The following is a 26,432-nucleotide window of genomic DNA, read 5'->3' on the forward strand; positions in this document are numbered from 1 at the left end:
ATAAGCGCCTCGACAGACGTTATCTCACCATGCCGCATGTGGAACGCGGCATGGTCGTCGGGCTTTTCGGCGGCTCCTTCAATCCGCCGCATGCAGGCCACGCGCTCGTGGCGGAAATTGCACTGCGCAGGCTGGGTCTCGATCAGCTCTGGTGGATGGTCACGCCGGGCAATCCGCTGAAAAGTCGCTCGGAACTGGCGTCTCTCGAAGATCGCATCGCCGCCTGCGAAAAGCTGGTTCACGATCCGCGCATCAAGGTCACGGCCTTCGAAAAATCACTGGGCATCAGCTATACGGCCAATACGCTCGCCAAGGTGAAAGCAAAAAATCCGCATGTGCGCTTCATCTGGATCATGGGGGCGGATAATCTGAAGAGCTTCCATCGCTGGCAGAAATGGCGCACCATCGCCGAGACTTTCCCGATCGCGGTGATCGATCGTCCGGGTTCGACCCTGTCTTATCTCTCCTCCACCATGGCGCAGGCTTTCAGTCAGGCGCGGATAGATGAGGATGATGCGGGGGTTCTGTGGAAAAAACGCGCACCCGCCTGGGTTTTCATTCACGGCCCGCGTTCGACGCTCAGCTCCACGGCCTTGCGTAACGGGCGCAAATGACACGTCCGATCACAAATGATGTATGGGGCGGCCGTCGAAGGCTCCATATCTTGAAAAGTTAATGCTTTGATGCCACCTTCATTGTGTGACGCAGAGAGTCGCGTCGCGCAGTGCCTGTTTTGTCATTCTTGGAAAGGAAAACCTCTGACAACAGTACACGCCAAGGGAAGAGCATTTGTTGCTATCCCGAAGGGTCAGGACAGTGGCGCCGATGCCGCCGGCCATGCCCTCGACACCGTCCTCGCGAGCCTCGAGGACTCCAAGGCTGAAGATATCGTATCTCTCGACATTGCCGGAAAATCGGCGCTTGCGGACTACATGGTTGTGGTCTCCGGGCGGTCGAACAGGCATGTCTCGGCGATTTGCGAACATCTTCTCAAAGATATGAAGGATGAAGGGTTCGGTAACGCCCGCGTCGAAGGTCTGGAGACCGGAGACTGGGTGCTGATCGATACCGGCGATATCATCGTTCATGTGTTCCGCCCGGAAATCCGCGCCTTCTACAACATTGAAAAAATGTGGGCGACGCCGGATATGCCGGAAGAGACGCTGCATTGATGCGGTGAGCCTTTGAGCGAGTGCGTCGTGTTTGCCGAAGATCGCTTCTGACTTCGGAAACGGTGCCTCTGGCCGGAAATCAGGCCGGCCGCATAGGAATCCGCAGACTATGCTGTTAAGAGCGGGACCCTGTTGGGTCACGACGAATGCAGGTTTGCGATGCGGATTTCAATTTTTGCGGTGGGACGGCTAAAATCCGGCCCTGAAAAGGATCTTGCGGCCCGTTATATCGAGCGCCTGGCCAAGACCGGCCCGGCGATCGGGCTGGAGTTTTCGCGGGTGATCGAGGTTGGCGAAAGCCGTGCTTCCAATGCCGAGACCCGCAAACGCGAAGAAGCGGCGATGCTGGAAAAGCATCTGGCCGATGGCGCCGTCCTTGTGCTGCTGGATGAGCGCGGGAAGGCGCTTGATAGTCCGGCTTTCGCTTCATTTTTCGGCGATCTGCGCGATAGCGGTAAACGTGATCTCGTGATCGCCATAGGTGGGGCCGACGGGCTCGATCCCGCGCTTTATGACAAGGCGACGGCCGTTCTCAATCTCGGCAAGCTGACATGGCCGCATCAGATCGTTCGCATCCTGATTGCCGAGCAGCTTTACCGTGCCGTCACGATCCTTTCCGGCCATCCCTATCACCGTGTTTGAACGGGTTTCGATTCCAGTAATTGTCTCAATTTCAACATGAAGCTCCGCAACACCGCTGGCTGCCAACGGCTTTGACGGCGGCCTTTTCAGGCCTCTTGGAAGATCACGGCAAAATCCCTAATATCGGCGCTCCCGCTTCGGCAGCAAAGAAAGTTCAAATGGACACCAGGTCTCAACGAAAACGGCACGCCGCCCTTGCGGGCGCGATTCTTGCTGCTTTCGTCATGGGAAACGGTCCGGCCCATTCGCGGGATGATGCGGGCGCCGTTCCGGCGGCAAGCGATGATTCGTCGCCGGATGCGCTGCAGGCGCTGGAGAAACGCCGCGACCAGAACCGGCAGGATCTGGAGGAGCTGGTCGACAGCATCGGGCTTTCGGAAGACAAGACAAGGAAGCTTGAAGAGAGCATCGCCTCCCTCGATCAGGACAGCGCCCGCATTCGTGAGGAGCTGATCGCATCGGCCGCCCGCCGAAAGGCGCTGGAAGCCAAGATCAGCGACGGCGAAGATCGTCTGGCCAAGCTCTCGGTGCGCGAGGATGGCGTCAAGGCATCGCTGCGGGAAAGACGCGGCGTATTGGCGGAGGTTCTGGCCGCATTGCAACGCATGGGCAGGAACCCGCCGCCTGCCCTTCTTGTTTCGCCGGAAGATGCGCTCGCTTCGGTGCGCAGCGCCATTCTTCTCGGAGCAGTCGTGCCCGGCATTCGCGGCGAAACCGACAAGCTGGTCACCGCTCTCAAAGAATTGACCGATCTCAGGCAGGCAATCGCTCGCGAAAAGGACGATCTTACGGGTATGATGACGGCAAGTCTGGAGGAGGAAAAACGCCTCGACCTGCTGATTGCCGAAAACGACCGAAGGAACACCCAGACGGCGGCGGAGCTGGAGGCGGAACGCAAGCGATCCGAAGAGCTTGCAGGCAAGGCGACAAGCCTTGAGGGGCTCGTCAGTTCGCTCGAAGGCGAGATTACCTCGGTGCGTGAGGCGATGGAAAAGGCGCGGGCGGAAGAGCAGCGTCTGGCCCGTCTTTCCGAGGCGGAACGGGAGAAGGAACGCGCCGCGGCCGAGGCCGGAATGCCCGATAAAAACCGCATTGCGCCCGCATATCCCTTCGCGAGTTTGAAGGGAAAGCTGGAGGTGCCGGTTGCGGGAGAAGTGCTTCGGCGCTTCGGTGATGCGGATGGCACGGGCCACTTTTCCAAGGGAATTGTTGTCGCGAGCGGACCGGAAGCCATCGTGACGGCACCTGCGGATGGTTTCGTGGTGTTTGCCGGAGATTTTCGCAGTTATGGCCGGATGATCATCCTTAATACGGGTGATGGATATCATGTGGTGATGACGGGCATGGACAATGTGAGGACACGGCAGGGCATGTTCGTATTCTCCGGAGAGCCCATCGCCTCCATGGGTGCAAAAAGAGTAGCGAGTGCAGCAGCATTGGCGCTGGAAACCGACAGGCCAACGCTCTACATTGAATTTAGGAAAGATGGTGTGCCGGTTGATTCCCAACCGTGGTGGACCGCAAAAAATACCGGAAGGGCGCACAATGATTCGTAAGGTTTCGCTTCTCCTTATCGGTGGGCTTATGGGCGCCACGGCGATGAGCGTGATTTATTCGGCGAGCATGCCGGCACAGGCGGCCGGGCCTTCGACCTATAAGGAACTGTCGATCTTTGGCGACGTGTTCGAACGCGTGCGCGCACAATATGTGACGCCGCCGGATGACGAGAAGCTGGTTGAAAATGCCATCAACGGCATGCTGAGCTCGCTCGATCCGCATTCGAGCTTCATGAATGCCAAGGATGCCAACGACATGCGCACCCAGACCAAGGGTGAGTTCGGCGGTCTCGGCATCGAAGTGACCATGGAGAACGAGCTCGTCAAGGTCATCACGCCGATCGATGATACACCGGCTTCCCGCGCAGGCATCCTCGCTGGCGACTTCATTTCGGAAATCGACGGTACGCCGGTTCGTGGCCTGAAGCTGGAACAGGCGGTCGAAAAGATGCGCGGCGCGGTCAAGACGCCGATCAAGCTGACGATCATCCGTCAGGGCGCCGACAAGCCGCTCGAATTCACCGTCATGCGCGATGTCATTGCCGTGCGGGCCGTTAAGTCCCGTGTTGAAGGTGACAATGTCGGTTATCTGCGCGTCATCTCCTTTACCGAGAAGACCTATGACGATCTCGAAAAGGCGATCAAGAAGATCAAGGCGGATGTGCCGGCCGACAAGCTGAAGGGTTATGTGCTCGACCTTCGCCTCAACCCGGGCGGCCTGCTCGATCAGGCGATCAATGTCTCCGACGCCTTCCTCGAGCGTGGTGAGGTCGTTTCGACCCGTGGCCGTAACCCTGACGAGACCCGCCGCTTTAACGCGACGGCCGGCGACCTGACCGATGGCAAGCCGGTGATCGTGCTCGTCAATGGCGGTTCGGCTTCGGCTTCGGAAATCGTCGCGGGCGCCCTACAGGATCTGCGTCGTGCGACCGTGGTCGGCACGCGCTCCTTCGGCAAGGGTTCGGTCCAGACGATCATTCCGCTCGGTGAAGCGGGCGCGCTGCGCCTGACCACGGCGCTCTATTACACGCCGTCGGGTAAGTCGATCCAGGGTACGGGCATCGAGCCTGACATCAAGGTGGAGCAGCCATTGCCGCCTGAGCTGCAGGGCAAGATAACCACCGAAGGTGAATCGGGTCTTTCCGGCCACATCAAGGGCCAGAGCGAAACCGACGAAGGTTCGGGTTCCTCCGCTTATGTGCCGCCGGAAGCCAAGGACGACATCCAGCTCAACTATGCTCTGGACCTGTTGCGCGGCACCAAGACGGATCCGTCTTTCCCGCCGAATCCGGAAAAGGCTGTGGTCAACAAGCAGTAAGATAATGCGCCGGTCAGCCGGCGCATTCTGTCTATTGCCCAACCGTTTGGACGGATCGTTCATTGCCTTCGGACCTGCGAAAACCGCTTTTGGGTCGTCAGAAAAAAAGCGCCGGTATCAACCGGCGCTTTTCCGTCATTATGGCTCTGTCGGTGCTTGCGGTTTTCTCAATCGGCGGCTTGTCCGTCTATACGGCGCTTTCGCCCGGCAATTTGCAGAAGACGGCGACCGGGCCGGAGGCAAAACCTCAGCTTGCCGAAAAGACGCCTGCAGCGGCACCGGCCGATGTGACGGCTCCCGGCGACACCGCTGGCCTGCAGCCGCAAAGTGGGCGGTCGGGCGCCAATATCAATCGTGAGACAATGCCGGACGGTAATGTCGTATCGGTTTATTCTCCCCGCCCGCGCGAGGGTGATGGGCCGGTGCTGATGAGCGGCCAGACCTATGGTCAGGACCCGCGTATGGCGACGCGACCTAATGAGGAATTGCTGGAAGAGACCGCATTCGGCAGGTTGCCGGTCATCGGCGCGGATGGTTTGCGGCCGATGGAGCAATATGCGCGGCCATGGTCCGGCGCACGCGGCACCCGGGTGGCGATCGTGGTCGGTGGCCTCGGTCTCAGCCAGACGGGTTCGCAAAAAGCGATCCGGGAATTGCCGCCGGAGGTGACGCTCGGTTTTGCCGCCAGCGGCAACAGCCTGCAGCGCTGGATGCAGGAAGGGCGCCGTGAAGGGCATGAAATTCTTCTGCAAATCCCGCTGGAACCGTTCGGTTATCCGGGTACCAATCCCGGACCGGACACGCTGCTGGCGGGCGATCCAGCCAAGGTCAATATCGACCGGCTGCATCGCTCCATGGCGAAAATCACCAATTATACCGGCATCATGAATTATCTTGGCGGGCGTTTTCTTGCCGAGCAGGCGGCGCTGGAGCCGGTGATGCGCGATATCGGCAAGCGCGGCCTGCTGTTTCTGGATGATGGCTCTTCGGCGCAGTCGCTGAGCGGTGGTATCGCCAAGGCGATTTCCGCCCCACAGGGTTTTGCCGATATTTTGCTCGACGGCGAAGTGACAGAAGCTTCCATTCTGCGCAAGCTGGATGAGCTGGAGCGAATTGCGAGGCGTAATGGCCAGGCGATCGGCGTTGCTTCGGCTTTCGATGAAAGCATTGCGGCGATCTCGAAGTGGTCGCGCGAGGCTGGCGGACGCGGCATCGAGATCGTCGGCGTTTCTGCGCTTGTTTCCGGGCAGGCAGGGCAGTAAACCTTGCCTGCGCCATTTCCGGCGCCCAGATAGTGCGGGTTTCCCATGACAATCAAAGCAGAAGATTTGCCTTACCGTCCCTGTGCGGGAATTATGGTGCTGAACGCCGAGGGCCTTGTCTGGGCCGGCCGGCGTATCAAGGAAGGCAATTCCGAATATGATGGCTCACCGCATTTGTGGCAGATGCCGCAAGGCGGCATCGACGACGGCGAACGGCCTTTGACGGCCGCCATTCGTGAGCTCTACGAAGAGACGGGCATGAAAACGGTGAGTCTGCTTGCGGAGGCGAGCGACTGGATTCACTACGATCTGCCGCCCGAACTGATCGGTATCGGTCTGAGGGGCAAATATCGCGGCCAGGCACAGCGCTGGTTCGCATTCCGTTTCGAGGGTGACGAAAGCGAAATCCAGATCGATCCGCCACCAACGGGACATACAGCCGAATTCGACGCCTGGGACTGGAAGCCGATGGAAAGCCTTCCCGAATTGATCGTGCCGTTCAAGCGCGCGGTCTACGAGAAGGTGGTTACGGAATTCCAGCACCTTTCCGGCAAATAATCATCCGGCAAATAAAAAGGCGGCCAATGGCCGCCTTTTTCTCTTCAATGGTAAAGGCTTATTCCGCTTCGTTGGCGGAATCAGCGTTGAGCTGGCCGTATTTTTCAGCCCCGATCTTGCCGAGCAGTTCGAGCTGGGTTTCGAGGAAGTCGATATGACCTTCCTCATCGGCCAGCAGTTCTTCGAAAAGCTTCATGGAGACGTAGTCTCCGGCCTCATAACAGATTTCGCGCGACTTCTTGTAGGACGTGCGGGCGTCGTATTCGCCGGCGAGGTCCGATTCCAGAACTTCCTTGACGTTCTGGCCGATGCGCAGCGGCGCAACGGTTTGAAGGTTGGGATGGCCTTCGAGGAAGATGATGCGTGCGACCAGCTTGTCGGCGTGCTGCATTTCCTCGATGGACTCAGCGCGTTCCTTCTTGGCGAGCTTCGTGTAGCCCCAGTCTTCCAGCAGTCGATAGTGAAGCCAGTACTGGTTTACCGCACCGAGTTCGAGAAAAAGGGCTTCGTTAAGCCGCTCGATGACTTTTTTGTCGCCTTTCAATGTCCGCTCTCCTGTTCTCTTCATGGAATTGCTTCAGGCGGGACATAAAATCAAAAACATCGGCCTCAGTCGAGTGGCGACGGGCGTGATATTCTTCGGTGGTTTTGATGATCAGGTCGACAACGGTTGGAAAACAGCCGCAGCAGCGACCGCGTTTTTCCATGGCGTGATACACTTTTGCAGGAACGATGAGCTGCCAACAGTCCTCGTCGAGGAGTTCGTTGATGACGTCCCGGATCTCATGATCGGTAATGTAATTGCAGCTGCAAACCAGCATGATGGACTGCCTGTATGACGCAACACGTTGTTTTCATTCTTAAACCAAAACAGGACAGCAAATGTCAAGAAAAACCTCCTGGCGAACCGCCGCAAGTTTTCTAGACTCATTCTAAACTATACGGAAACTATCGTGTTTTCATTAGTTTAGGGTTTTGATCTTTCCGGTATTTTGTCTTCAAGTTTTTGTGCGCGGCACAATTGCCGGCGGCGATATCACGAAAAGTTTACTGGGTTTCGCCGGCCGGCAGGGCGGGGATCGATGCCCTCAGGCGAAATATTGCCCGCCATTGGCCGTCATCGTGGAGCCGGTGATAAAGCCGGCCTCGTCGGACACCAGAAACAGGACGCAGCGCGCGATTTCTTCCGGCTCGCCCAGTCGCCCGACGGGAATTTGCGGCACGATCCGTTCGGCCAGAACCTTCTCCGGTATCGCCCGCACCATCTCCGTGCCGATATAGCCGGGGCAGATGGCGTTGACGGTGATATTGCGGCTGGCGCCTTCCTGGGCAAGCGCCTTGGTGAAGCCGATATCGCCCGCTTTCGAGGCGGAATAATTGGCTTGTCCCGCCTGGCCCTTCTGGCCATTGATGGAGGAGATGTTGACGATGCGGCCGAAGCCACGGTCGCGCATGCCGGGCCATACGGGATGGGTCATGTTGAAGACGCCGGTGAGATTGGTGTCGATCACCTCGCGCCATTGCTGCGGCGACATCTTGTGAAACATCGCATCGCGGGTGATGCCGGCATTGTTGACGAGGATTTCGACCGGCCCGAAGGTCTCTTCCACCCTGGCGACGCCACCGACGCAGGCGTCGTAGTCACGCACATCCCATTGGAACGCCGGGATGCCGGTTTCCTTCTGGAAGGCTTCCGCCCTGTCCGTCGTGAAGGCGTAGTTGACGGCCACCCGGTAACCGGCCGCCTGCAAAGCGCGGGCAATCGCGGCGCCTATGCCGCTCGTCCCGCCGGAAATCAACGCAACCCGGCTCATATCGGCCTCCATTTCCAGAACTGCTTTAACCGTGCTCAACGGCCACAGAAATGCGGCCAATGGGAGGCCGCTTCTACCCTATTGTCCGTCGAACCGGAATTGCTTTTTGGAAAGCCGCAAAGTGGTTTCAGAGCGCCTCGATGCACATGGCGACACCCATGCCGCCACCGATGCAGAGCGTTGCGAGGCCCCTGGACACGTTACGGCGGCGCATCTCGTAAATCAGGGTGTTCAGGACACGTGCGCCCGAAGCGCCGATCGGATGGCCGATGGCGATCGCCCCGCCATTGACGTTGACGATCGCAGGATCGAGGCCCAGTTCGCGCACCACCGCGCAGGACTGGGCGGCAAAGGCTTCGTTGGCCTCGACAAGGCCGATATCACCGATAGACCAGCCGGCCTTGGCCAGCGCCTTGCGGGAGGCGGGAATGGGGCCGGTGCCCATGATCTGCGGATCGACACCCGCCGTCGCCCAGGAGGCGATACGCGCCAGCGGCTTGATGCCACGCCTTCCGGCCTCCTGCTCGGACATCAAAAGTGTGGCGGCTGCGCCGTCATTCAGGCCGGAGGCGTTGCCGGCCGTAACCGTACCCTCCTTGTCAAAGGCGGGGCGCAGCTTGGCCATGGTTTCCAGCGATGCGCCGGCGCGAATGTGCTCGTCCGCATCGATGACGATGTCGGCCTTGCGACCCTTCACCGTGAAAGCCACGATCTCGTCCGTGAAACGACCAGCGTTTTGCGCGGCCTCGGCCTTGTTTTGCGATGCAACGGCGAACTGGTCCTGCTCGTCGCGGGAAAGCTGCCATTGCCGGGCGATATTTTCAGCGGTGATGCCCATGTGGTAGCCGTAAAAGGCGTCGGTCAGGCCGTCCTTCAACATGGTGTCGATCATCTTGAAGTCGCCCATCTTCACACCGCCGCGCAAATGCGCGCAGTGGGGCGCCATGGACATGGATTCCTGGCCGCCGGCAATGACGATGGCCGCATCGCCGGTGACGATCTGCTGCATGCCGAGCGCGACGGCGCGCAGGCCGGAGCCGCAGAGCTGATTGATGCCGAAGGCGGTCGCTTCCTGTGGGATGCCGGCCTTCATCGCCGCCTGCCGTGCCGGGTTCTGCCCCTCACCGGCTGTCAGAACCTGACCGAGAACGACCTCATCGACTTCACTGGCGGTGACGCCGGCGCGCTCGAGCACCGCATTGATAACGGTCGCGCCAAGCTCGTGGGCGGGCGTGTTGGCGAAGTGGCCATTGAAAGAGCCGACGGCGGTGCGGGCGGCACTGGCAATCACAATTGAAGGCAGGGTCATATCAATTCTCCTCACAGGCGGCGGAGACTGACAAAGCTTTTAATGCAAGTCAAATGGCGAAAGTTACTTTAAAAGATGTTGCTAAATTACACGAGAATCTTGCCGAAAATTGCTGCGCAAAAAACAAACTGTTGCGATGCACAAAACATTTGTCAGACGGCTTGTTTTGCGCATACACTTCGCGCGGGAAGAGCAAGAACACCAAAAAACAAGAAAATACCATCATCGCGAGGAGGCGGGCATGGCGAAACACGACGGCGAAACAATCATTAAAAAATATGCCAACCGGCGGCTCTATAATACCGGCACGAGCACTTACGTCACGCTCGATGATCTCGCGCAGATGGTCAAGCGCGGCGAGGAGTTCAAGGTACAGGACGCCAAGTCGTCCGAGGACATCACCCATGCGGTACTGACGCAGATCATCGTCGAGCAGGAGGCTAAAACCGGCAATACGCTGCTGCCGACGGCGTTTCTGCGGCAATTGATCTCCTATTACGGCGACCAGATGCAGATGGTCGTGCCGACATTCCTCGAACATTCGATGAAGACATTTTCCGACCAGCAGAGCCAGATGCAGGAGCATATGGCCAAGGCTTTCGGCGACGGTTCGCTTGCCCGCAATTTTCAGGCGCCGTTGCAGATGATGGAAGAGCAGATCCGCCGCAACACGGAACTTTTCCGCCAGGCCATGCAGGGTTTCACGCCTTTTGCAATGCCGCAGGCGCCGAAGGAAACCCGCAAGCCGAATGCATCCGAGATCGATGAGCTGAAGGCGCAGCTACGCGCATTGCAGCAAAAACTCGACCAGCTCTAATTCTGCCTTATCCAGGCCGATGCCGGATTGGACTACCGCATCGGCTGCTGCTTCAGACTTTCAGCCTGTCGTTCTTTCCGGCACGCGCAGCAGAAGCAGGAACCCAGCCCCCAGGAAAACGATGAGCGTGGCCATGCCGATATGGGCGGAGCCGCTTATATAGGTTGCTATGGAAAACGAGAGCGTGGCCATGAAACTCGTGGCGCGCCCGGAAAGTGCATAGATGCCGAAATAACGGCCGGCCTCTGCCACGGTGATATTGCGGGCGAGATAAGAGCGTGAAGAGGCCTGAACGGGACCGAAAGCAAGGCCGATCAGCACGCCATACAGCAGATAGGCCTTTTCCGCGCCTGTCGCGAAGATACCGCCATTGTCGGCGGTCGATAATTGCACCCAGCCGAACAGGGTGGAACCCTTTTCTGTCGAGACAATGCCGACCGTGGCGAGCAGCAGCAGCACCAGACTGATGAGGATGGTGACGCGCGAGCCGAGCTTCTGGTCGACGCGGCCGGCGGCAAAGCAGCCAGCTATCGCGACGATATTGAGCAGGATACCGAAGAGGCCGATTTCCATTGTCGCCCAACCGAACATGCCGGCGGCAAAGGCGCCGCCGAGGATCAGCACGCCATTGACGCCATCCTGATAGAGCATGCGTGCTATCAGGAACCGCAACAGCGTGGGGCGGTAGCGAAGCTCGCGGAGCGTAATCTTCAGCTCACCAAGTCCAGAGCGGATCGCGGCTGCAAAGGGCAGGCCCTTTTCAGCATCCGGGGTCAAAAGGAACATCGGCAGAATGAAGACGAGATACCAGAGCGCGGCAAGCGGGCCGGTTATTCTGGCGTCCTCGCCGCTTGCCGGATCGAGACCAAAAAGAGGTTTGATACCGGCGATCGTCAGCCCCGTCTGCGGGTTGGCGGCGAGAAGTGCCACCACGGCAATCAGCACCACCATTCCACCGAGATAACCGAGCCCCCAGGCAAGATTGGAGATGCGCCCGACATTTTGCGGATTGGTCAGCCGCGGCATCATGGAATCATTGAAGACAATCGAGAATTCCGCCGCGATGGAGGCGAGGATCATGCAGATGACCGGCAGAATGACTGGCGAGCCCGGTGCCGCAAACCAGAGGAAAAACAGGCTGACGATCTTGATGACGGCAAAAAAGGCGATCCACGGTTTGCGCGCGCCGGATTGGTCGGCGATGGAGCCAAGGATGGGGGAGAAGAGGGCGATGATGATCGACGACACCGTCGCCATGTTGCTCCACGTCGCCTGCGCCGAAATCGGATCATCGGTGAGGCGGGCGACGAAATAAGGACCGAAAATGAAGGTGGTGACGACCGTGAAAAACGGCTGCGCCGCCCAGTCGAACATGACCCAGCCCCAGATGCCGCGTTTGGCAACCACTGTTTCCGCGTTTGGGGAGGGGACAGTCATTCATCGTCCTATCGGGAAATCGGGGGATAAAATGTGCGAGGCTGGCGCAAGTGCGTCGTTTGCCGCCATCCGGGCGATGACCCGGATGGCGTTGTTCGGGTGGCGATCAGCGTGCCTGAACGATATCACCAAGCAGCCCGGCTGCTACGGTCAGGCGGGCGAGGTTGGTGTCGCCGCTTTCACTGAGCGTGCCGAGTTCGGAGACGATGCGGTTCACCCGCACGCGGTCGGCGGCATACCATGCCTGAACCGGGTCCTTCTCCTTCGCATACTCGGTCAGGGCCGAGATGACGATACGGCGTCTCGACGAGGAAATCTGGTCCTGGCTGCGCAGGAGAGCCAGGCTCTCATAGTGGTCCGCCGGCGTGATGCGCTGGCTGGCATCCAGCAGACGCGCCACACGGAAGGTCGAGGAGACGGTGGCATAGCTTTCGGCGGCGCGGGCGAGCGTTGTACCCGCACTTTCCGCGATACGCATGATCTCCGGCACATAGACCAGCAGGGAAAGCGTATCCAGCTCTTCCAGAAGACCGGCAGGAACCCCGTCGATTTCCGTAATGCCGAGCTCGCGGCGATATTTCGCCGCCGCCGGCGACAGCGTCTTGATCGCGGTTTTCAGGCGTTCGATCTCCCCCGCCATGTCACCCGTTGCCGCGCCGGCGCTGCCGGTCTGCAGGTAAAGCCTGCTCGCATCGGAGAAGATGCGGGTGATCGTGGCATAAAGCCCGTTCTGGACCTCACCGCCCACCTTGCCGTCAAGCGCATCGACCTCGCCCCACAGGCGTTTGAGGCCGAAACCGTCCTCGACGATCACCGCCGCCTTGACCACGTCGGCGGCGAGCAGACCGCTTGCATCCGCAAGTTTCTGCACGAAGCCCGGGCCACCGCGATTGACCACGGCATTGGCGAGCGCGGTCGCGACGATTTCGCGGTGCAGGCGATGCGCCTTGATATCGTCCGCATAGTTCTTCTGCATCTTGGCCGGGAAATAGTCGGCCAGCAGATGTTGAAGATAGGGCTCATCCGGAAGCGGGCTTGCCACCAGTGCGTCGAACAGGGTCAGCTTGGCATAGGACAGCAGCACGCCGATTTCCGGCCGGGTGAGCGGCTTGCCAGCGGCGTATCTTTCGCTGAACTCGGCATTGTTCGGCAGGGTTTCCACCTTGCGGTTCAGCTGCCCGCTCGCTTCCAGCGCACCCATCAGGCGGCCGAGTTCCTCGCGGTTCGCCAGCCCCAGCCGCTCCGTCAGCGAGATCGCCAGCGATTGCAGGTAGTTGTTGCGCAGCACCAGCTGGGCCACTTCCGGCGTCATGGAGGCAAGAAGCTGGTTGCGTTTCGGCATCGTCAGGCGACCGCTGTTGACGGCGGAAGCAAGCGCGATCTTGATATTGACCTCTACGTCGGAGGAGTTGACGCCCGCCGAATTGTCGATGGCATCAGAGTTGCAACGCCCGCCCGCAAGCGCATAGGCAATGCGGCCCTTCTGGGTGATGCCGAGATTGGCGCCTTCGCCAATGACCTTGGCGCGCAGCTCCGTGGCGTTGACGCGGATCGGGTCGTTTGCCCTGTCACCCACCTCGGCATTGGTTTCCACCGCCGCCTTGATATAGGTGCCGATGCCGCCGAACCAGAGGAGATCGGTCGGCGCCTTCAGGATGGCCGTCATGATCTCGAAGGGCGTGGCGACGGATTTGTCGATGCCGATGGCGGCCACAGCTTCCGGCGTCAGCGTCACCGATTTTTCGGAGCGGGAGATAATCATCGCACCAGCCGAGAGAGCCGAACGGTCATAATCCTGCCAGCTGGAGCGTGGCAGTTCGAAAAGCCGCTTGCGTTCGGCAAAGGACCTGTCGGTATCGGGATCCGGATCGATGAAGATGTCGCGGTGATCGAAGGCGGCGATCAGCCGGATCTTTTCCGATAGCAGCATGCCGTTGCCGAAAACGTCGCCGGACATGTCGCCCACACCGGCCACGGTGAACGGCGTGGTCTGGATGTCGGTGTCCATTTCACGGAAATGGCGCTTTACTGTCTCCCAGGCGCCACGGGCGGTGATGCCCATCTTCTTGTGATCGTAACCGGCGGAACCACCCGATGCGAAGGCATCGTCCAACCAGAAACCGGCTTCGCGGGCAAGGCCGTTCGCCGTGTCGGAGAAGGTAGCCGTTCCCTTGTCGGCGGCGACAACGAAATAGGGGTCGTCACCGTCGAGCCGTAACGTATCGGCCGGCGGCACGATGGCGTCGTCAACGATATTATCGGTAATCGACAGCAAGGTGCGGATATAGGTCTTGTAGGCCTCGCGGCCGGCATTAAAGACCTCGTCGCGGGATCCGCCGGCGGGCAGGTTCTTCGGGAAGAAGCCACCCTTGGCGCCGACCGGCACGATGACGGCATTCTTTACCTGCTGCGCCTTGACGAGACCAAGCACTTCGGTGCGGTAATCCTGACCGCGATCCGACCAGCGTAGACCGCCGCGCGCCACCTTGCCGAAGCGCAGGTGCACGCCTTCGACTTCGGTGCCGTAAACGAAGATTTCGCGGAAGGGGCGGGGGTCGGGCAGGCCATCCAGATGTTTCGGATCAAACTTGAATGCCAGAAGGTCACGCGGGGTACCGTCGGCATTTTTCTGGAAGTAGTTGGTGCGCAGCGTCGCATCGATGGCGTTGACGTAACGCCGCAGCGTGCGGTCCTCATCGAGATTGGGAACGCCGCTCAGCGCGGCTTCGATCGCCTTGTGAATCTCCGCGAGTTTCTTCACCCGCTTCTTTTCTTCGACGGATGGATCGAAGCCAGCCTTGAACAGCGCGAAAATATTCCGGGAAATCGCTGGATATTTATAGAGCGTTTCGGAAATATGCTCCTGCGAATAGACGATGCCGGTCTGGCGCAGATAACGGGCATAGGCGCGCAGCACGGAAACTTCGCGCACGGTCAGGCCGCAGGCGAGGATCAGGCGGTTGAAGTTGTCATTGTCCACCTTGCCGGAGAAAGCGGCAAGGAAAGCTTCCTCGAGTTTTGGCCCGTAATGCGGAAGGTCGAGCGTCGTGCCGGCTGCGACGGAGAGTTCCATATCGTGCAGCACGATGTCGCGCTTTTCGCCTTCCGAAACGACACCGATATCGAAGGTGCGTTCGCTGATGACGTTGAAGCCCAGATTTTCGAGCAGAGGCACGCGCCTTGAGAGGGGAAGGTGGCCGTCGCGGTGGAAGATCTTCAGCGACAGCGTTTCGGCCGATTGGCCTTCCTGCTGGTAAAATTCGATGCGGACCGGCTCACCCTTCGCAGCGCCCAGAATATCCTGCATGTCGCCGATCGCCTCTTCCGGCGTGAAGGCTTCCTGATAGGCCTGATCGACCTCCAGCACCGGCGCGCCGGGTTCGGAAAGGGCGATGAAATGGTCTATCCAGCGTGCCGCGATATCACTGACGGCGTCTTCAAGCCTGTCCTGGGCGATGCGCGGCGTCTTGCCTTCCGTGCGGCCGACGATGAAATGCACGCGGGCGACGGCGCCTTCCGGGAAGGCGGGGTAATAAGCGGAAATGTGCCCATCATAGACCTTGCTCAGATAGTCGCCGATCTTCTCGCGGACATAGGAGTTATATTCCTCGCGCGGCACGAAGATGATGGCGGAGACGAAGCGGTCGAAACGATCGATACGGGCAAGCACGCGCACACGCGGCCGGTCGCTTAGTTCCATGATCTGCTCAATGAAGCGGATGAGGAGATCGGTCTCGATCTGGAAGAGATCGTCGCGGGGATAGGCTTCCAGTGTGTTTTGCAGGATTCGGCCGGAGTGGCTGTTCGGATCGAAGCCGAAATGCCGCTCGACTTCCGCCACCTTGGCGCGCAGCAGCGGGATCTGCTTGACCGAACGTGTATAGGCCGTCGCCGTGAACAGGCCAACGATGCGCAATTCGCCGATGACATTGCCGTCCTCGTCGAAGCGCTTGATGCCGATATAATCCATATAGGCGCGGCGGTGCACGATGGATTTCACATTCGCCTTGGTGACGATGAGGAAATCCGGGCCGTCGAGGAAGGCGAGAATTTCGGGCGTCGTCGTCACGGCGTTCTTGCCGAGGCGCAGGACGCGCACATCGGGATCACTCAGGCTGCCGAGGCCGACGCCGTCACCGCGCTCGACCTTCGCGTTCTTTCCCTTGCCGGAATAGGTGTAGTCGCGCATGCCGAGGAAGGTGAAATTGTCGTTGCGAAGCCAGTTGAGGAATTCGACGGCTTCCGCCCGCTCGGTCTTGCGCCGCGACGAGCCGCGCTTGGACAATTCATCCAGCGCTTCATCGAGTTTCGCCAGCATCGGCCGCCAGTCGCGATAGGCGGATTGCACCTGTGTGAGCACGAAGCGCAGCCGCTCTTCCAGCGCTGCGGCGGCCTGCGGCGTCAGCGGCGCGATATGCAGCTGGATAAGGCTGATATTCTCGGCGGGATCGTCCTCGGGCTCGGCAAGGCGGTAACCGGCCTGCGCATCGTCATCGCGAACGAGAATGGGGTGCACGGCGAGGTAAAGGCCGCGATAGCTGCTGGTGACTTCGCCCATGACGGAATCGTAGAGGAAGGGCATGTTGCGGCCGATAATGGTCAGAACCGTTACCGGAATATCGCGCGGCGAAACTCCTTCCACCGGGGTGATGCTGATGTGGGGCGCTTCTCCGGTCCAGTGCGAAAGCGCCTCGAAGCTGTGGGCTGCGCTCGCCGCCAGCATCTCCGCGGAATAATATTCTATATCGTCGGCACTTGACCTTCCATAAAGAATACCTGGATCAAGAAATTGGACATTTTCGGCAATTGCCTGCTGACGCGCTTTTTCGATCTGTTTTTCGCGTTTTGGATTATTTCTGTAGCCCATTTGACGTGGATTCCTCCAAAAAATCACACTTTAATGTAAAAAAGCACCGCCAATTTACGGATTTTGCCTTTTCAGTCGAATCGGATATTGGCGTGGAATTACGAAGAGTTTAAGAGGCTTTCGTGTTTCTTCAGTCGGTAAGTGAAATTTTTTTGCTTCTTTTGCCATGAGGGTCTGTCGCGAAGCATTTGACAGTATTTTAGCGGCTAATTTTTAGGCGGTTCTTTGGCTGCCATGTGATGTTGCGGCCACGGTCGAAGCAAATTATTGATTTGCGCCTATTTTTGTGGTACACCAACGACACTGATCCACAGCGTGGCATTTGTGTGCCCAAAAACACCACGAAAGCAACACCTCTTTTGCACGCGGTTTCCGTGACATATCGAGCGTTTACGTTATCGAACCCCGCAAGACGGGAAGGTGTGTTTTTGCGTGCACGGCTGGACCAGTGCGGAGTCACCTGACGGTTCCCCCGTCTCATCAGGGCCTGACCGACCCAACCCCGGCATCCCCGGGTATGTAACAGGGAGTTTTTAGAACGAATGACGACCCAGCAGAAGAAATCTCCAGCACATCACGGTTTTAAAACCGGTGAAGCGATTGTGTATCCCGCTCATGGTGTCGGTACCATTTCTGCCATCGAGGAACAAGAAGTCGCCGGCATGAAGCTTGAGCTTTTTGTCATTGATTTCGAAAAAGACAAGATGCGTCTTAAAGTTCCCGTCGCCAAAGCCGTCAGCATCGGTATGCGCAAGCTTTCCGAAGGCGATTTTGTCGAGCGGGCACTGAAAGTGGTGCAGGGCAAGGCGCGTGTGAAGCGTACCATGTGGTCGCGCCGCGCGCAGGAATATGATGCGAAGATCAATTCCGGCGATCTCATCGCGATTGCGGAAGTTGTGCGCGATCTTTACCGTGCGGAAAACCAGCCGGAGCAGTCCTATTCCGAGCGTCAGCTTTACGAAGCTGCTCTCGATCGCATGGCGCGCGAGATCGCCGCCGTCAACAAGATGTCCGAAACCGAGGCTGTCCGCCTGGTGGAAGTCAACCTTGCCAAGGGCCCCAAGCGCGGCAAGACCGTTGAAGAGGACGATTCTCAGGACGAAGCCGCTTAATAACCGGCCTTTTCCTTCTAAAAAAACCCGCCTTGATGGCGGGTTTTTTGTTGCCTGGTCGATAAGGCGCTCATCACAGGATGCGTATTTTCATGCCCTTGCGCAGATGCGGCAGAATGCGCCGCATGTCGCGGGGGTGCAGGGCGACGCAGCCTGCGGTCGGTTCGTATCCCGGCCGGATCAGATGCATGAAGATCGCCGAGCCGCGGTTGCGGCTTCTTGAGGTGATGTTCCAGTCCAGCACCAGACAGACATTGTAGAGGCCGTCCTTGCGCATCATCTCCTCATGGCTTGGGGCAAAGGGCGCCTTGACCAGCCTGTTGTAATTGGCGTCACGGGGCTCGTCGCACCACAGCATGGACTTTTGCGTCCGTTGCATCGGCAAAGCCGTGGTGACGCCGGTGTTACGGTCGCCACGATAAAATCCGTGCAGCAGGCGGATGATGGAAATGGGGGATTTTCCGTCTCCCTCGCGTTTCAGCACGGTGCGGCCATTGCGCCCGATGGCGGCGGGAAAGGTGAGATGCCCGAACTGGACGATCGCCCGGCTTATTTTCAAGGGTGCGGGCCGAACCATGAGCGTCAATGCGCGTTTATGTTGCTTCACGGGCTGTTTGCTCATGTTTTTCACGAGATTTTGCTTTGCAGGTTATCTAACGTGAAGTCATAGCACTTCGTTATATCATGGCAATGGGTTGACCTTTTATCGGCAAACCGCTGAATTGGCTGACAATTAGAGTACCATGCGCCCTTTGGGGCGTAGAGAGAACGCTCTAACTCTTTTAAACTAGGCATTGTGCTTTGCGAAAATCGAACGCGATTTTCGGGCCTGTGCGCTAAAGTAAGAAAGGCTGAGAATCCGAATGACGGCTCGCACTATCCTTCTGGTGGACGACGACGACGATCTTCGGGAGACGCTGACCGAGCAACTGTCTCCCTATGAGGAATTCTCGCTGCTCAGCGGTGCAAATGCCGCGCAGGCGATGCAGACCGCCAAGACCGCCCAGGTCGATCTTCTGATCATGGATGTCGGTCTTCCGGACATGGACGGTCGAGAGGCGGTGAAGCTGTTGCGAAAGGGCGGCTTCAAGGCGCCGATCATTATGCTTACCGGTCATGACACCGATTCCGATACGATCCTCGGGCTGGAAGCAGGCGCCAATGACTATGTGACGAAGCCGTTTCGCTTCGCCGTGCTACTGGCGCGTATCCGGGCGCAGCTGCGCCAATATGAGCAGAGCGAGGACGCGGTTTTCACCGTCGGTCCCTATCAGTTCAAGCCCAGCCAGAAGCTGCTGACGACGGAAGACGGCAAGAAAATCCGGCTGACGGAAAAGGAAGCGGCGATCATTCGTTATCTCTACCGCGCCGGCAGCACCGTCGTGACCCGCGATGTCCTGCTGGAAGAGGTCTGGGGCTACAATTCCGGTGTCACCACGCATACGCTTGAAACGCATGTCTATCGCCTGCGCCAGAAGATCGAGCGTGACCCCTCCAATGCCGAAATTCTGGTCACCGAGAACGGCGGCTATAAAATCGTTCCCTGAGGGCGGGCCCTTTCATTGCTGGAAAGCTTACGCCGCGCGTCTGAAAAGATGCGTGGGGTTCCAACATCTTGTATTTTGAGGACTGATATTGGAAAACCGCTATAGTGATGCAGGCGGTTTTCCGGAGTAACGAACGACATGGCCTTGACGGACGATATCATTCTGCTGGGGCAAGTGCCGTTGTTTGCCGGGTTCAGCGACGACCAGTTGCGGCTCATCGCTTTCGGTGCCGAACGCCGTCGCGTCTCGGCAGGCCAGACATTGTTCCGGGAACATTCGCCGGCCGAATGCGCCTTTGCGGTGACGGCCGGTCATTTCGAGCTTTTTACGGCCGGGCGGGATGGCAAGCCCGTGCTGCAGGCGACACCCGGCAAGGGGGCGCTGCTTTCGGAACTTGCGCTTTTCACCCTCTGCGAAAGAAAATTCACTGCCGTTGCGGTGGAAGATTCCGAAGTCATCCGGATAACGCGCATCCTCTTTCACCGGCTGGTGGAGGAGTTTCCGGAGGTTGCCGATATCGTCTCGGCGCGTATTCGCGATAATATTGCGTCGCTGGCGGCGGGTGCGGCCCGTTTGCAGAACCGCTTCGTCTGACGCCAGTCAAAACCCCATTGCTCAGAAGCGGAAATGGGCGGTGACCGGAACATGGTCCGACGGCCGGCTCCAGCCGCGGGCCTCGCGCAATATGTCGATTTTTTCGAGTGAGGAACCGAGATCCTGAGACGACCAGATATGGTCGAGGCGGCGGCCGCGATCAGCCGCTTCCCAATCCTTGGCGCGGTAGCTCCACCAAGTATAGATCTTTTCCGTTTCCGGTACGTTCAGGCGCATCAGATCGAGCCAGTTGCCCTTCTTCATGATGTCCAGCATGCCTTCGGTTTCGATGGGCGTATGGCTGACGATCTTCAGAAGTTGTTTATGTGACCAGACGTCGTTTTCAAGCGGCGCGATGTTGAGATCACCAACGAGAATGGACGAGGTGCCGGGTGCGCCATCGGCGCGTAGCGCCTTCATCTCCTCGATGAAATCGAGCTTGTGGCCGAATTTCGGGTTGATCGACCGATCCGGCTCGTCGCCGCCGGCCGGAACGTAGAAATTGTGTAGCCGCACGCGGCGCGATCCGACCTGGAAAATCGCGGAAATGTGCCGCGCGTCACCCACACCGCAATAGTCCTGCCGGTGATCTTCGGTCAGCGGAATTTTCGAGGCGATGGCGACGCCGTGATAGCCCTTCTGGCCGTGAATGATGACGTGTTCGTAGCCCAGCGCCTTCAACGGCTTCATCGGAAACTCGCCATTCGGGCATTTCGTTTCCTGCAGGCAGAGAATGTCGGGTTTGTAACGCACCAGAAACTGTTCGACGATCGGCATTCTGAGCCTTACGGAATTGATGTTCCAGGTGGTTATCGAAAACGACATGCATGTGCTCCGCTTTTACGGCCTTGAACCGCATGGTTCGCGGCAAGTTTCCGGGGCGCAGGCTTATAACATCGTGACGAAAACGGGAATGTATTTTAGCGGCAAAATGAAAAAGGCGGCCGCAAGGCCGCCTTTCGAAGCGTTTCCCGGGCTTGAAGCCTCAGCCGCCTTTGCGGACTTCCTCGTAGTTGATGTTGAAGACACGCTCATCGAGGTTCACGCCGGTCTGGACGTTGAAGATCATGACGGTCGTGTCCTTGTTCTGGGCATCAGTCGTGGTCCATTGCCGCAGATCGAAGGTTTTCGGATCAAACATCAGGGTAATGGTGGAATCGCCGAACACACTCTTGTCGCCGAGAACGATGGTGGTCAGGTCGGATTCTTCCTTCACGTCCCGGACCTTCTGGTTGCCGAGATCGATCTTGTCGGACAGAAGCAGGCTGAGCGGGGTCTTTGACAGCGGATAAAGATCCCATGTCTTCAGCTTCATATTGCCGATGACGACATTCTTGCCGTCGGCGATGACGCGCATGGGCGAGGGGTCTTCATAATTGAAGCGAAGCTTGCCGGGGCGTTCGATGTAGAATTTGCCGCCGGTCTGCTCACCGCGCGGGCCGAACTGCACGAATTCCCCCATCATGGTTTTGACCGAAGAGAAGTGGTTGGCGATTTTCTGCGCGGTTGCGGTATTGCCGGCTGCCTGGGCGAATGCGTCGAGCGGCGCGAGGCCGGCGATCACCGCAGCCATGGAAAATGCCGTCAGCACGCCACGTCGCGTCACGCCGCTCTGCGCCGCGTTTGCATTGGCCGTTTCGCCGGTGGTGAGGTCGTTCATTCTGTTCTCCTTCATCGCAGCGATTGTCCGCATAAAAGGCGGCGGCTTCATGACGTTGAAAGCGTGTAATAACGCTTCTCGGCCCCGCTTGGTTGCGGCTCTATCGCTCGATGATGTCTGCTTCTGTCGGTACGAGGATTTCGCGTTTTCCGGCATGATTGGCGGGGCCGATAATGCCCTCCTGCTCCATGCGTTCGATCAGCGAGGCGGCGCGGTTGTAGCCGATGCCGAGGCGCCGCTGCACATAGGAGGTGGAGGCTTTACCATCGCGAAGCACGACGGCCACGGCCTGATCGTAGGGGTCTTCGGAATCGGAGAAGCTGCCGCCGCCGACCGGGCCGCCGCCAGCACCGTCCTCGTCGTCTTCTTCGGTAATGGCTTCCAGATATTCCGGCGCGCCCTGTGTTTTCAGATAAGCGACGATCTCTTCAACTTCATTGTCGGAGACGAAGGGGCCGTGCACGCGCTGGATGCGTCCGCCGCCTGCCATATAGAGCATGTCGCCCATGCCGAGCAGCTGTTCGGCGCCCTGTTCTCCAAGGATGGTGCGGCTGTCGATCTTCGACGTGACCTGGAAGGAAATGCGGGTCGGGAAGTTGGCCTTGATGGTGCCGGTGATCACGTCGACGGACGGCCGCTGGGTGGCCATGATGACGTGGATGCCGGCGGCACGCGCCATCTGTGCCAGACGCTGCACCGCGCCTTCGATGTCCTTGCCGGCCACCATCATCAGGTCGGCCATTTCGTCGATGATGACGACGATATAGGGCAGGGGCTTCAGATCGAATTCTTCCGTTTCGTAGATCGCCTCGCCGGTCTGGCGGTCGAAGCCGGTCTGCACCGTGCGGGTGAGGATTTCGCCCTTGTCCAGCGCCTGCTGCACGCGGCTGTTGAAGCCGTCAATGTTGCGCACGCCGATCTTCGACATCTTCTTGTAACGCTCTTCCATCTCGCGCACCGTCCATTTCAGGGCCACGACGGCCTTTTTCGGATCGGTGACGACAGGGGAAAGCAGATGCGGAATGCCGTCATAGATCGACAGTTCCAGCATTTTTGGATCGATCATGATCAGGCGGCACTGTTCCGGCGACATGCGGTAAAGCAGGGACAGGATCATGGTGTTGATGGCGACGGATTTACCGGAACCGGTGGTGCCGGCGACCAGTAGATGCGGCATCTTGGCGAGATCGGCGATGACGGGTTCGCCGCCGATGGTCTTGCCGAGCGCCATGGCAAGCTTGGCCTTGCTGTTTTCGAAGTCGCGGCTGCCGATCAGTTCCCGCAGGAATACGGTTTCGCGCGTCTGGTTCGGCAGTTCGATGCCGATGGCATTGCGGCCGGGAACGACGGCGACGCGGGCGGCGATCGCGCTCATGGAGCGGGCGATATCATCCGCAAGGCCGATGACGCGTGAGGATTTGATGCCGGGGGCCGGCTCCAGCTCGTAAAGTGTCACCACCGGGCCGGGGCGGACGTGAATGATTTCGCCCTTGACGCCGAAATCCTCGAGGACGCCTTCCAGAAGACGCGCATTCTGCTCGAGAACTTCCTCGCTCAGCATATTGTCACGCACGACATTCTTCGGCTCGGCCAGAAGATGGACGGTGGGCAGCTGGAAACCGTCGGCGGCGATGAAGGAGGCCTGCGCCTCTCTTGCCACGCGCTCGCTTGGTTTCGGTCGCGCGGAAGGCGCGGTAATTTTGGTCTGCCCGCGTCCCGGGGCCTGTCTGGCGGTAAATCTCTGGTCGGATTCGTCGTCGGAAAGAATGCCGTTCGGCAGGTTGCGTCCGTCTGCGTCAAAAGACGGCTCGTCATCCATGTCGTCGTCATGATCGAGCGCGATGGAGGGCGGCGACATCTGCCGGCGCGATGCGGCACGCTCTTCGAAAGACGGTTCTGCGCGCTGGTCGAGACGATTGATCGCGGTCTTCAGGCGCGAAGGTTCGTTCAGCGTGCCGAATTCATATTCGTTGAAGTCGTAGGGGTGTTCGAATTCCTCATGCAGGGATTTCGACTTCAGGCCGAACAGGCGGCGGAAGCGCGCCTGGGTGATATACCAATAATGCGTCAGAGCGCCGAAGGCGAGCATGTTGGCGAAGAAACCTTCACCATCGTCCTCGTCATCCTCTTCGGCTTCACGGGTGGCGCGGGCCTTGCTGGTGGCGACCGGGACAGCTTCTTCCCGCTCCAGCTCGTCGTCCAGGCCACCGATAATACCGGCAGCGAACAGCATCAGCCAGGCGGCGGGCGCCGCGAATATGACGCCGAGCACGGTGGCGACCGTGCCGGTGGGATAAGCGCCGATGAAAAGCGCGGGAAAGCGCAGGATCATGTCACCGATGACGCCACCAATGCCGTTCGGCAGGGGCCACGTGACGGGTGCCGGAAAACAGCCGAGCGAGGCGGCGCAGACGATGGCGCCCGCAACCCATGCGACGAGGCGGGCGGGTATGCGATTGAACTTGCGTCCGGCGATGAGCGCGATTGCCCAGGCGATGATGGGCAGGAATGCGATGATGGCGGAAAGCCCGAGGAACTGCATCACGATATCGGCGAAGATCGCGCCGCTGTAACCCAGAAGATTGGTGGGCTGGTTTCCCGTGGCGTAGGAGAGGCTCGGATCCGCCACATTCCATGTGGCGAGCGCGGCAATTCCCAGTGCTATCGTGGCCAAAAGAGCGAAACCGGCAAGAGCCATGATCTGACGCACGAAAAACGCCGTCAACACGAAGCGCGTGTGACGACCATCGAATGTCGGAGAATGCATTCTGCCCATGTCCCTGAACCCGTTGTTTTGTGGTTTCGGCAAGATCCGGCAGGGTGACCTGATCCCGGATTGACAGGGAAAACTAACCGCTTGCTGGTTAATGTCGTGTTAACCATGCGGCTTTTTGAGGCCGCGCACGGATTTACGGCAAAGAAAAAGGCCCGCCGGAGCGGGCCTTCTTGCGGGAGAGGGGATGGAGAACCCCTTTTCCCTGATATCAGGAGTGGTAAGCGGCTTCGCCGTGGGTTGCGAGGTCGAGACCTTCGCGTTCGGCTTCGACCGGGACCCGAAGACCAACGATCACGTCGACGATCTTGTAGAGGATAGCCGAGACGACGGCGCACCAGACGATGGTGATGGCGACAGCAACGAACTGGGTCCAGACCTGCGAGGCGATGGAGAAATCGGCCTTGCCGGTGCCGCCAAGCAGCGGCGAGGTGAAGATGCCGGTGCCGAGTGCGCCGATGATGCCACCGATGCCGTGGACGCCGAAGACGTCGGCAGTATCGTCATAACCGAACTTGTTCTTCACCACGGAGACAAAGAAGTAGCAGATTGGCGAAACGATGAGACCGAGAACGATCGCACCCATCGGGCCGACGGAGCCTGCAGCAGGCGTGACGGCGACGAGGCCGGCGATCATGCCCGAGGCGGCGCCCAGCATGGAGGCCTTACCGCGGGTGAAGCTTTCAACCAGCGACCAGGAAACGATGGCTGCAGCGGTTGCGAGGAAGGTGTTCATGGTTGCGAGAACCGCACCGCCCGATGCCTCGAGGTTGGAACCGGCATTGAAGCCGAACCAGCCGAACCACAGCATGGCCGCGCCAACCAGCGTCAGCGTCATGGAGTGGGGAGCCATCATGTCCTTGCCGAAGCCGGTGCGCTTGCCAACCATGATCGCACCGATCAGGCCAGCGATACCGGCATTGATGTGAACGACGGTGCCGCCGGCGAAGTCGAGAGCGCCCATGCCGAAGATCAGGCCGTTTGCATCCCAGACCATGTGTGCGATCGGGAAATAAACGAAGGTGGCCCACAGGATGGTGAACAGGATGACCGCGGAGAACTTCACGCGTTCCGCAAAAGCACCGATGATCAGGGCCGGGGTGATGGCCGCAAAGGTCATCTGGAAGGCGATGAAGGTGTATTCGTAGATCACGACACCCTGCGAGAAAGTCGCGGAGGTGCTGTCAAGCGAAACGCCCGACAGGAACAGCTTGCCGAAGCCACCGAAATAGGGGCCGGTGCCGCCGCCGAAGGCGAAGGAGTAGCCGTAGATGACCCAGACGAGCATCATGACCGCGCCGATGACCGTGCACTGCATGAGAACGGAGAGCATGTTCTTGGTGCGGACTAGGCCGCCGTAAAACAGCGCCAGACCGGGAATGATCATGAACAGCACGAGGATGGTCGCGATATACATGAAGGCGGTGTCGGCTTTTTCCGGAACAGGAGCCGCTGCCGCCACTGCCGGCGCTGCGTCCTGGGCAAAGGCGATGGCCGGGGCCATCAGGGCCGTCGCTGCGGCGCCCAGCTTGCCGAGCGTCAAAAACTTGTTGAGTTGCATAGTTTGAAAACTCCCCTGTCAGCCGTGCTTTAAAGCGCTTCTGTGTTGGTTTCGCCGGTACGGATGCGCACGGCCTGTTCGATAGAGTAGACGAAGATCTTGCCGTCACCGATCTGCCCGGTCTTTGCTGCAGACGCGATCGCCTCGATGGCCTTGTCGACGACGTCGGACGGAACCGCGATCTCGATCTTCAGCTTGGGAAGGAAGCTCACCGCATATTCCGTGCCGCGATAAATCTCGGTATGCCCCTTCTGGCGTCCGTAACCCTTTACCTCGGTCACGGTCAGGCCCTGGATGCCGACGCCGGTAAGCGCTTCGCGCACTTCATCCAGCTTAAACGGCTTGATAATGGCCATCACAATTTTCATCTGGTTTCCCATCCTTTGTTTGTCCTCGGCACGGAGCCGACTCTCCTTGCCGCTGGCAGATCAGT

At 59.1% G+C, this 26,432-nt stretch carries 23 protein-coding genes; 11 read left to right on the forward strand and 12 right to left on the reverse strand.

Going from position 1 to position 26,432, the window contains the following annotated elements; all coding sequences use genetic code 11:
- Positions 1 to 29 precede the first annotated feature (29 nt).
- From O3S81_RS23790 to O3S81_RS23820, 7 genes are all read left to right on the forward strand, one after another.
- Entirely contained in the window at positions 30 to 614 is a 585-nt protein-coding gene (locus tag O3S81_RS23790) for a nicotinate-nucleotide adenylyltransferase (protein ID WP_442864989.1), read from the forward strand.
- Between the two features lie 69 nt (positions 615 to 683).
- A complete protein-coding gene (gene rsfS, locus O3S81_RS23795; RefSeq protein WP_269347186.1) occupies positions 684 to 1,172 on the forward strand; it encodes a ribosome silencing factor in 489 nt (162 codons plus the stop codon).
- Between the two features lie 159 nt (positions 1,173 to 1,331).
- Entirely contained in the window at positions 1,332 to 1,814 is a 483-nt protein-coding gene (rlmH, locus tag O3S81_RS23800) for a 23S rRNA (pseudouridine(1915)-N(3))-methyltransferase RlmH (protein WP_174020921.1), read from the forward strand.
- Between the two features lie 158 nt (positions 1,815 to 1,972).
- Positions 1,973 to 3,370: a murein hydrolase activator EnvC family protein gene (locus O3S81_RS23805; protein ID WP_269347188.1), complete on the forward strand. Its 1,398-nt coding sequence runs from the start codon at positions 1,973 to 1,975 to the stop codon at positions 3,368 to 3,370.
- Positions 3,360 to 4,688, forward strand: coding sequence for a S41 family peptidase (locus O3S81_RS23810; RefSeq protein WP_269347189.1), 1,329 nt, complete (start codon positions 3,360 to 3,362; stop codon positions 4,686 to 4,688). Before O3S81_RS23805 ends, O3S81_RS23810 begins: the two co-directional genes overlap by 11 nt.
- A gap of 62 nt (positions 4,689 to 4,750) precedes the next feature.
- Entirely contained in the window at positions 4,751 to 5,950 is a 1,200-nt protein-coding gene (locus O3S81_RS23815) for a divergent polysaccharide deacetylase family protein (RefSeq protein WP_269347190.1), read from the forward strand.
- Between the two features lie 45 nt (positions 5,951 to 5,995).
- On the forward strand, positions 5,996 to 6,508 hold the full coding sequence (locus tag O3S81_RS23820) for an RNA pyrophosphohydrolase (protein ID WP_269347191.1): 513 nt from the start codon (positions 5,996 to 5,998) through the stop codon (positions 6,506 to 6,508).
- Between the two features lie 58 nt (positions 6,509 to 6,566).
- Here the strand turns inward: O3S81_RS23820 and bfr are convergent, their stop codons facing one another.
- From bfr to O3S81_RS23840, 4 genes are all read right to left on the reverse strand, one after another.
- Positions 6,567 to 7,052, reverse strand: coding sequence for a bacterioferritin (gene bfr / locus O3S81_RS23825; protein WP_269347192.1), 486 nt, complete (start codon positions 7,050 to 7,052; stop codon positions 6,567 to 6,569).
- The gene (locus tag O3S81_RS23830; RefSeq protein WP_269347193.1) at positions 7,018 to 7,329 is read right to left on the reverse strand and encodes a (2Fe-2S)-binding protein; all 312 of its coding nucleotides are present in this window, start codon (positions 7,327 to 7,329) and stop codon (positions 7,018 to 7,020) included. The genes bfr and O3S81_RS23830 overlap by 35 nt, the downstream gene beginning before the upstream one ends.
- 267 nt (positions 7,330 to 7,596) lie before the next feature.
- Positions 7,597 to 8,322 carry an acetoacetyl-CoA reductase gene (gene phbB / locus O3S81_RS23835; protein WP_269347194.1) on the reverse strand — a complete coding sequence of 242 codons (726 nt, stop codon included), beginning with the start codon at positions 8,320 to 8,322 and terminating at the stop codon, positions 7,597 to 7,599.
- A 127-nt stretch (positions 8,323 to 8,449) separates the two neighbouring features.
- Positions 8,450 to 9,631 carry an acetyl-CoA C-acetyltransferase gene (locus O3S81_RS23840; RefSeq protein ID WP_269347195.1) on the reverse strand — a complete coding sequence of 394 codons (1,182 nt, stop codon included), beginning with the start codon at positions 9,629 to 9,631 and terminating at the stop codon, positions 8,450 to 8,452.
- Positions 9,632 to 9,872: 241 nt separating this feature from the next.
- Here O3S81_RS23840 and phaR point away from each other — a divergent pair, with 241 nt between their 5' ends.
- Positions 9,873 to 10,448: a polyhydroxyalkanoate synthesis repressor PhaR gene (gene phaR / locus O3S81_RS23845; RefSeq protein ID WP_269347196.1), complete on the forward strand. Its 576-nt coding sequence runs from the start codon at positions 9,873 to 9,875 to the stop codon at positions 10,446 to 10,448.
- Between the two features lie 60 nt (positions 10,449 to 10,508).
- Here the strand turns inward: phaR and O3S81_RS23850 are convergent, their stop codons facing one another.
- Entirely contained in the window at positions 10,509 to 11,885 is a 1,377-nt protein-coding gene (locus O3S81_RS23850; RefSeq protein WP_269347198.1) for an MFS transporter, read from the reverse strand.
- Positions 11,886 to 11,991: 106 nt separating this feature from the next.
- On the reverse strand, positions 11,992 to 16,752 hold the full coding sequence (locus O3S81_RS23855) for an NAD-glutamate dehydrogenase (RefSeq protein WP_269347200.1): 4,761 nt from the start codon (positions 16,750 to 16,752) through the stop codon (positions 11,992 to 11,994).
- Between the two features lie 542 nt (positions 16,753 to 17,294).
- On the opposite strand from O3S81_RS23855, the gene O3S81_RS23860 reads away from it, so the two are divergent.
- Positions 17,295 to 17,864, forward strand: a complete 570-nt coding sequence (locus O3S81_RS23860) for a CarD family transcriptional regulator (RefSeq protein WP_003505223.1) — start codon at positions 17,295 to 17,297, stop codon at positions 17,862 to 17,864.
- Between the two features lie 73 nt (positions 17,865 to 17,937).
- Here the strand turns inward: O3S81_RS23860 and O3S81_RS23865 are convergent, their stop codons facing one another.
- Complete coding sequence (locus O3S81_RS23865) at positions 17,938 to 18,441, reverse strand: L,D-transpeptidase family protein (protein WP_269347251.1); 504 nt, start codon at positions 18,439 to 18,441, stop codon at positions 17,938 to 17,940.
- 286 nt (positions 18,442 to 18,727) lie between these two features.
- Between O3S81_RS23865 and O3S81_RS23870 the strand changes: the two genes are divergently transcribed.
- Positions 18,728 to 19,411 (forward strand): response regulator transcription factor, encoded by a 684-nt coding sequence (locus O3S81_RS23870; RefSeq protein WP_003505216.1) that lies wholly within the window; start codon positions 18,728 to 18,730, stop codon positions 19,409 to 19,411.
- A gap of 138 nt (positions 19,412 to 19,549) precedes the next feature.
- A complete protein-coding gene (locus O3S81_RS23875) occupies positions 19,550 to 20,005 on the forward strand; it encodes a cyclic nucleotide-binding domain-containing protein (RefSeq protein ID WP_077981301.1) in 456 nt (151 codons plus the stop codon).
- A gap of 21 nt (positions 20,006 to 20,026) precedes the next feature.
- On the opposite strand, the gene O3S81_RS23880 is transcribed toward O3S81_RS23875, so the two are convergent.
- The 5 genes from O3S81_RS23880 to O3S81_RS23900 all read right to left on the reverse strand — a co-directional run bounded on the left by O3S81_RS23880 (position 20,027) and on the right by O3S81_RS23900 (position 26,379).
- Positions 20,027 to 20,830: an exodeoxyribonuclease III gene (locus O3S81_RS23880; protein ID WP_269347203.1), complete on the reverse strand. Its 804-nt coding sequence runs from the start codon at positions 20,828 to 20,830 to the stop codon at positions 20,027 to 20,029.
- Positions 20,831 to 20,990: 160 nt separating this feature from the next.
- Complete coding sequence (locus O3S81_RS23885; protein ID WP_269347205.1) at positions 20,991 to 21,716, reverse strand: outer membrane lipoprotein carrier protein LolA; 726 nt, start codon at positions 21,714 to 21,716, stop codon at positions 20,991 to 20,993.
- A gap of 49 nt (positions 21,717 to 21,765) precedes the next feature.
- A complete protein-coding gene (locus tag O3S81_RS23890) occupies positions 21,766 to 24,432 on the reverse strand; it encodes an FtsK/SpoIIIE family DNA translocase (RefSeq protein ID WP_269347207.1) in 2,667 nt (888 codons plus the stop codon).
- Positions 24,433 to 24,649: 217 nt separating this feature from the next.
- Positions 24,650 to 25,999 (reverse strand): ammonium transporter, encoded by a 1,350-nt coding sequence (locus tag O3S81_RS23895; RefSeq protein ID WP_269347208.1) that lies wholly within the window; start codon positions 25,997 to 25,999, stop codon positions 24,650 to 24,652.
- A 29-nt stretch (positions 26,000 to 26,028) separates the two neighbouring features.
- A complete protein-coding gene (locus O3S81_RS23900) occupies positions 26,029 to 26,379 on the reverse strand; it encodes a P-II family nitrogen regulator (RefSeq protein ID WP_269347210.1) in 351 nt (116 codons plus the stop codon).
- Positions 26,380 to 26,432 lie beyond the last annotated feature (53 nt).

Origin of the sequence: Agrobacterium sp. SOY23 (genome assembly GCF_027212525.1) — a bacterium.
In the GTDB taxonomy this organism is placed as follows: Bacteria; Pseudomonadota; Alphaproteobacteria; order Rhizobiales; family Rhizobiaceae; genus Agrobacterium; species Agrobacterium tumefaciens_I.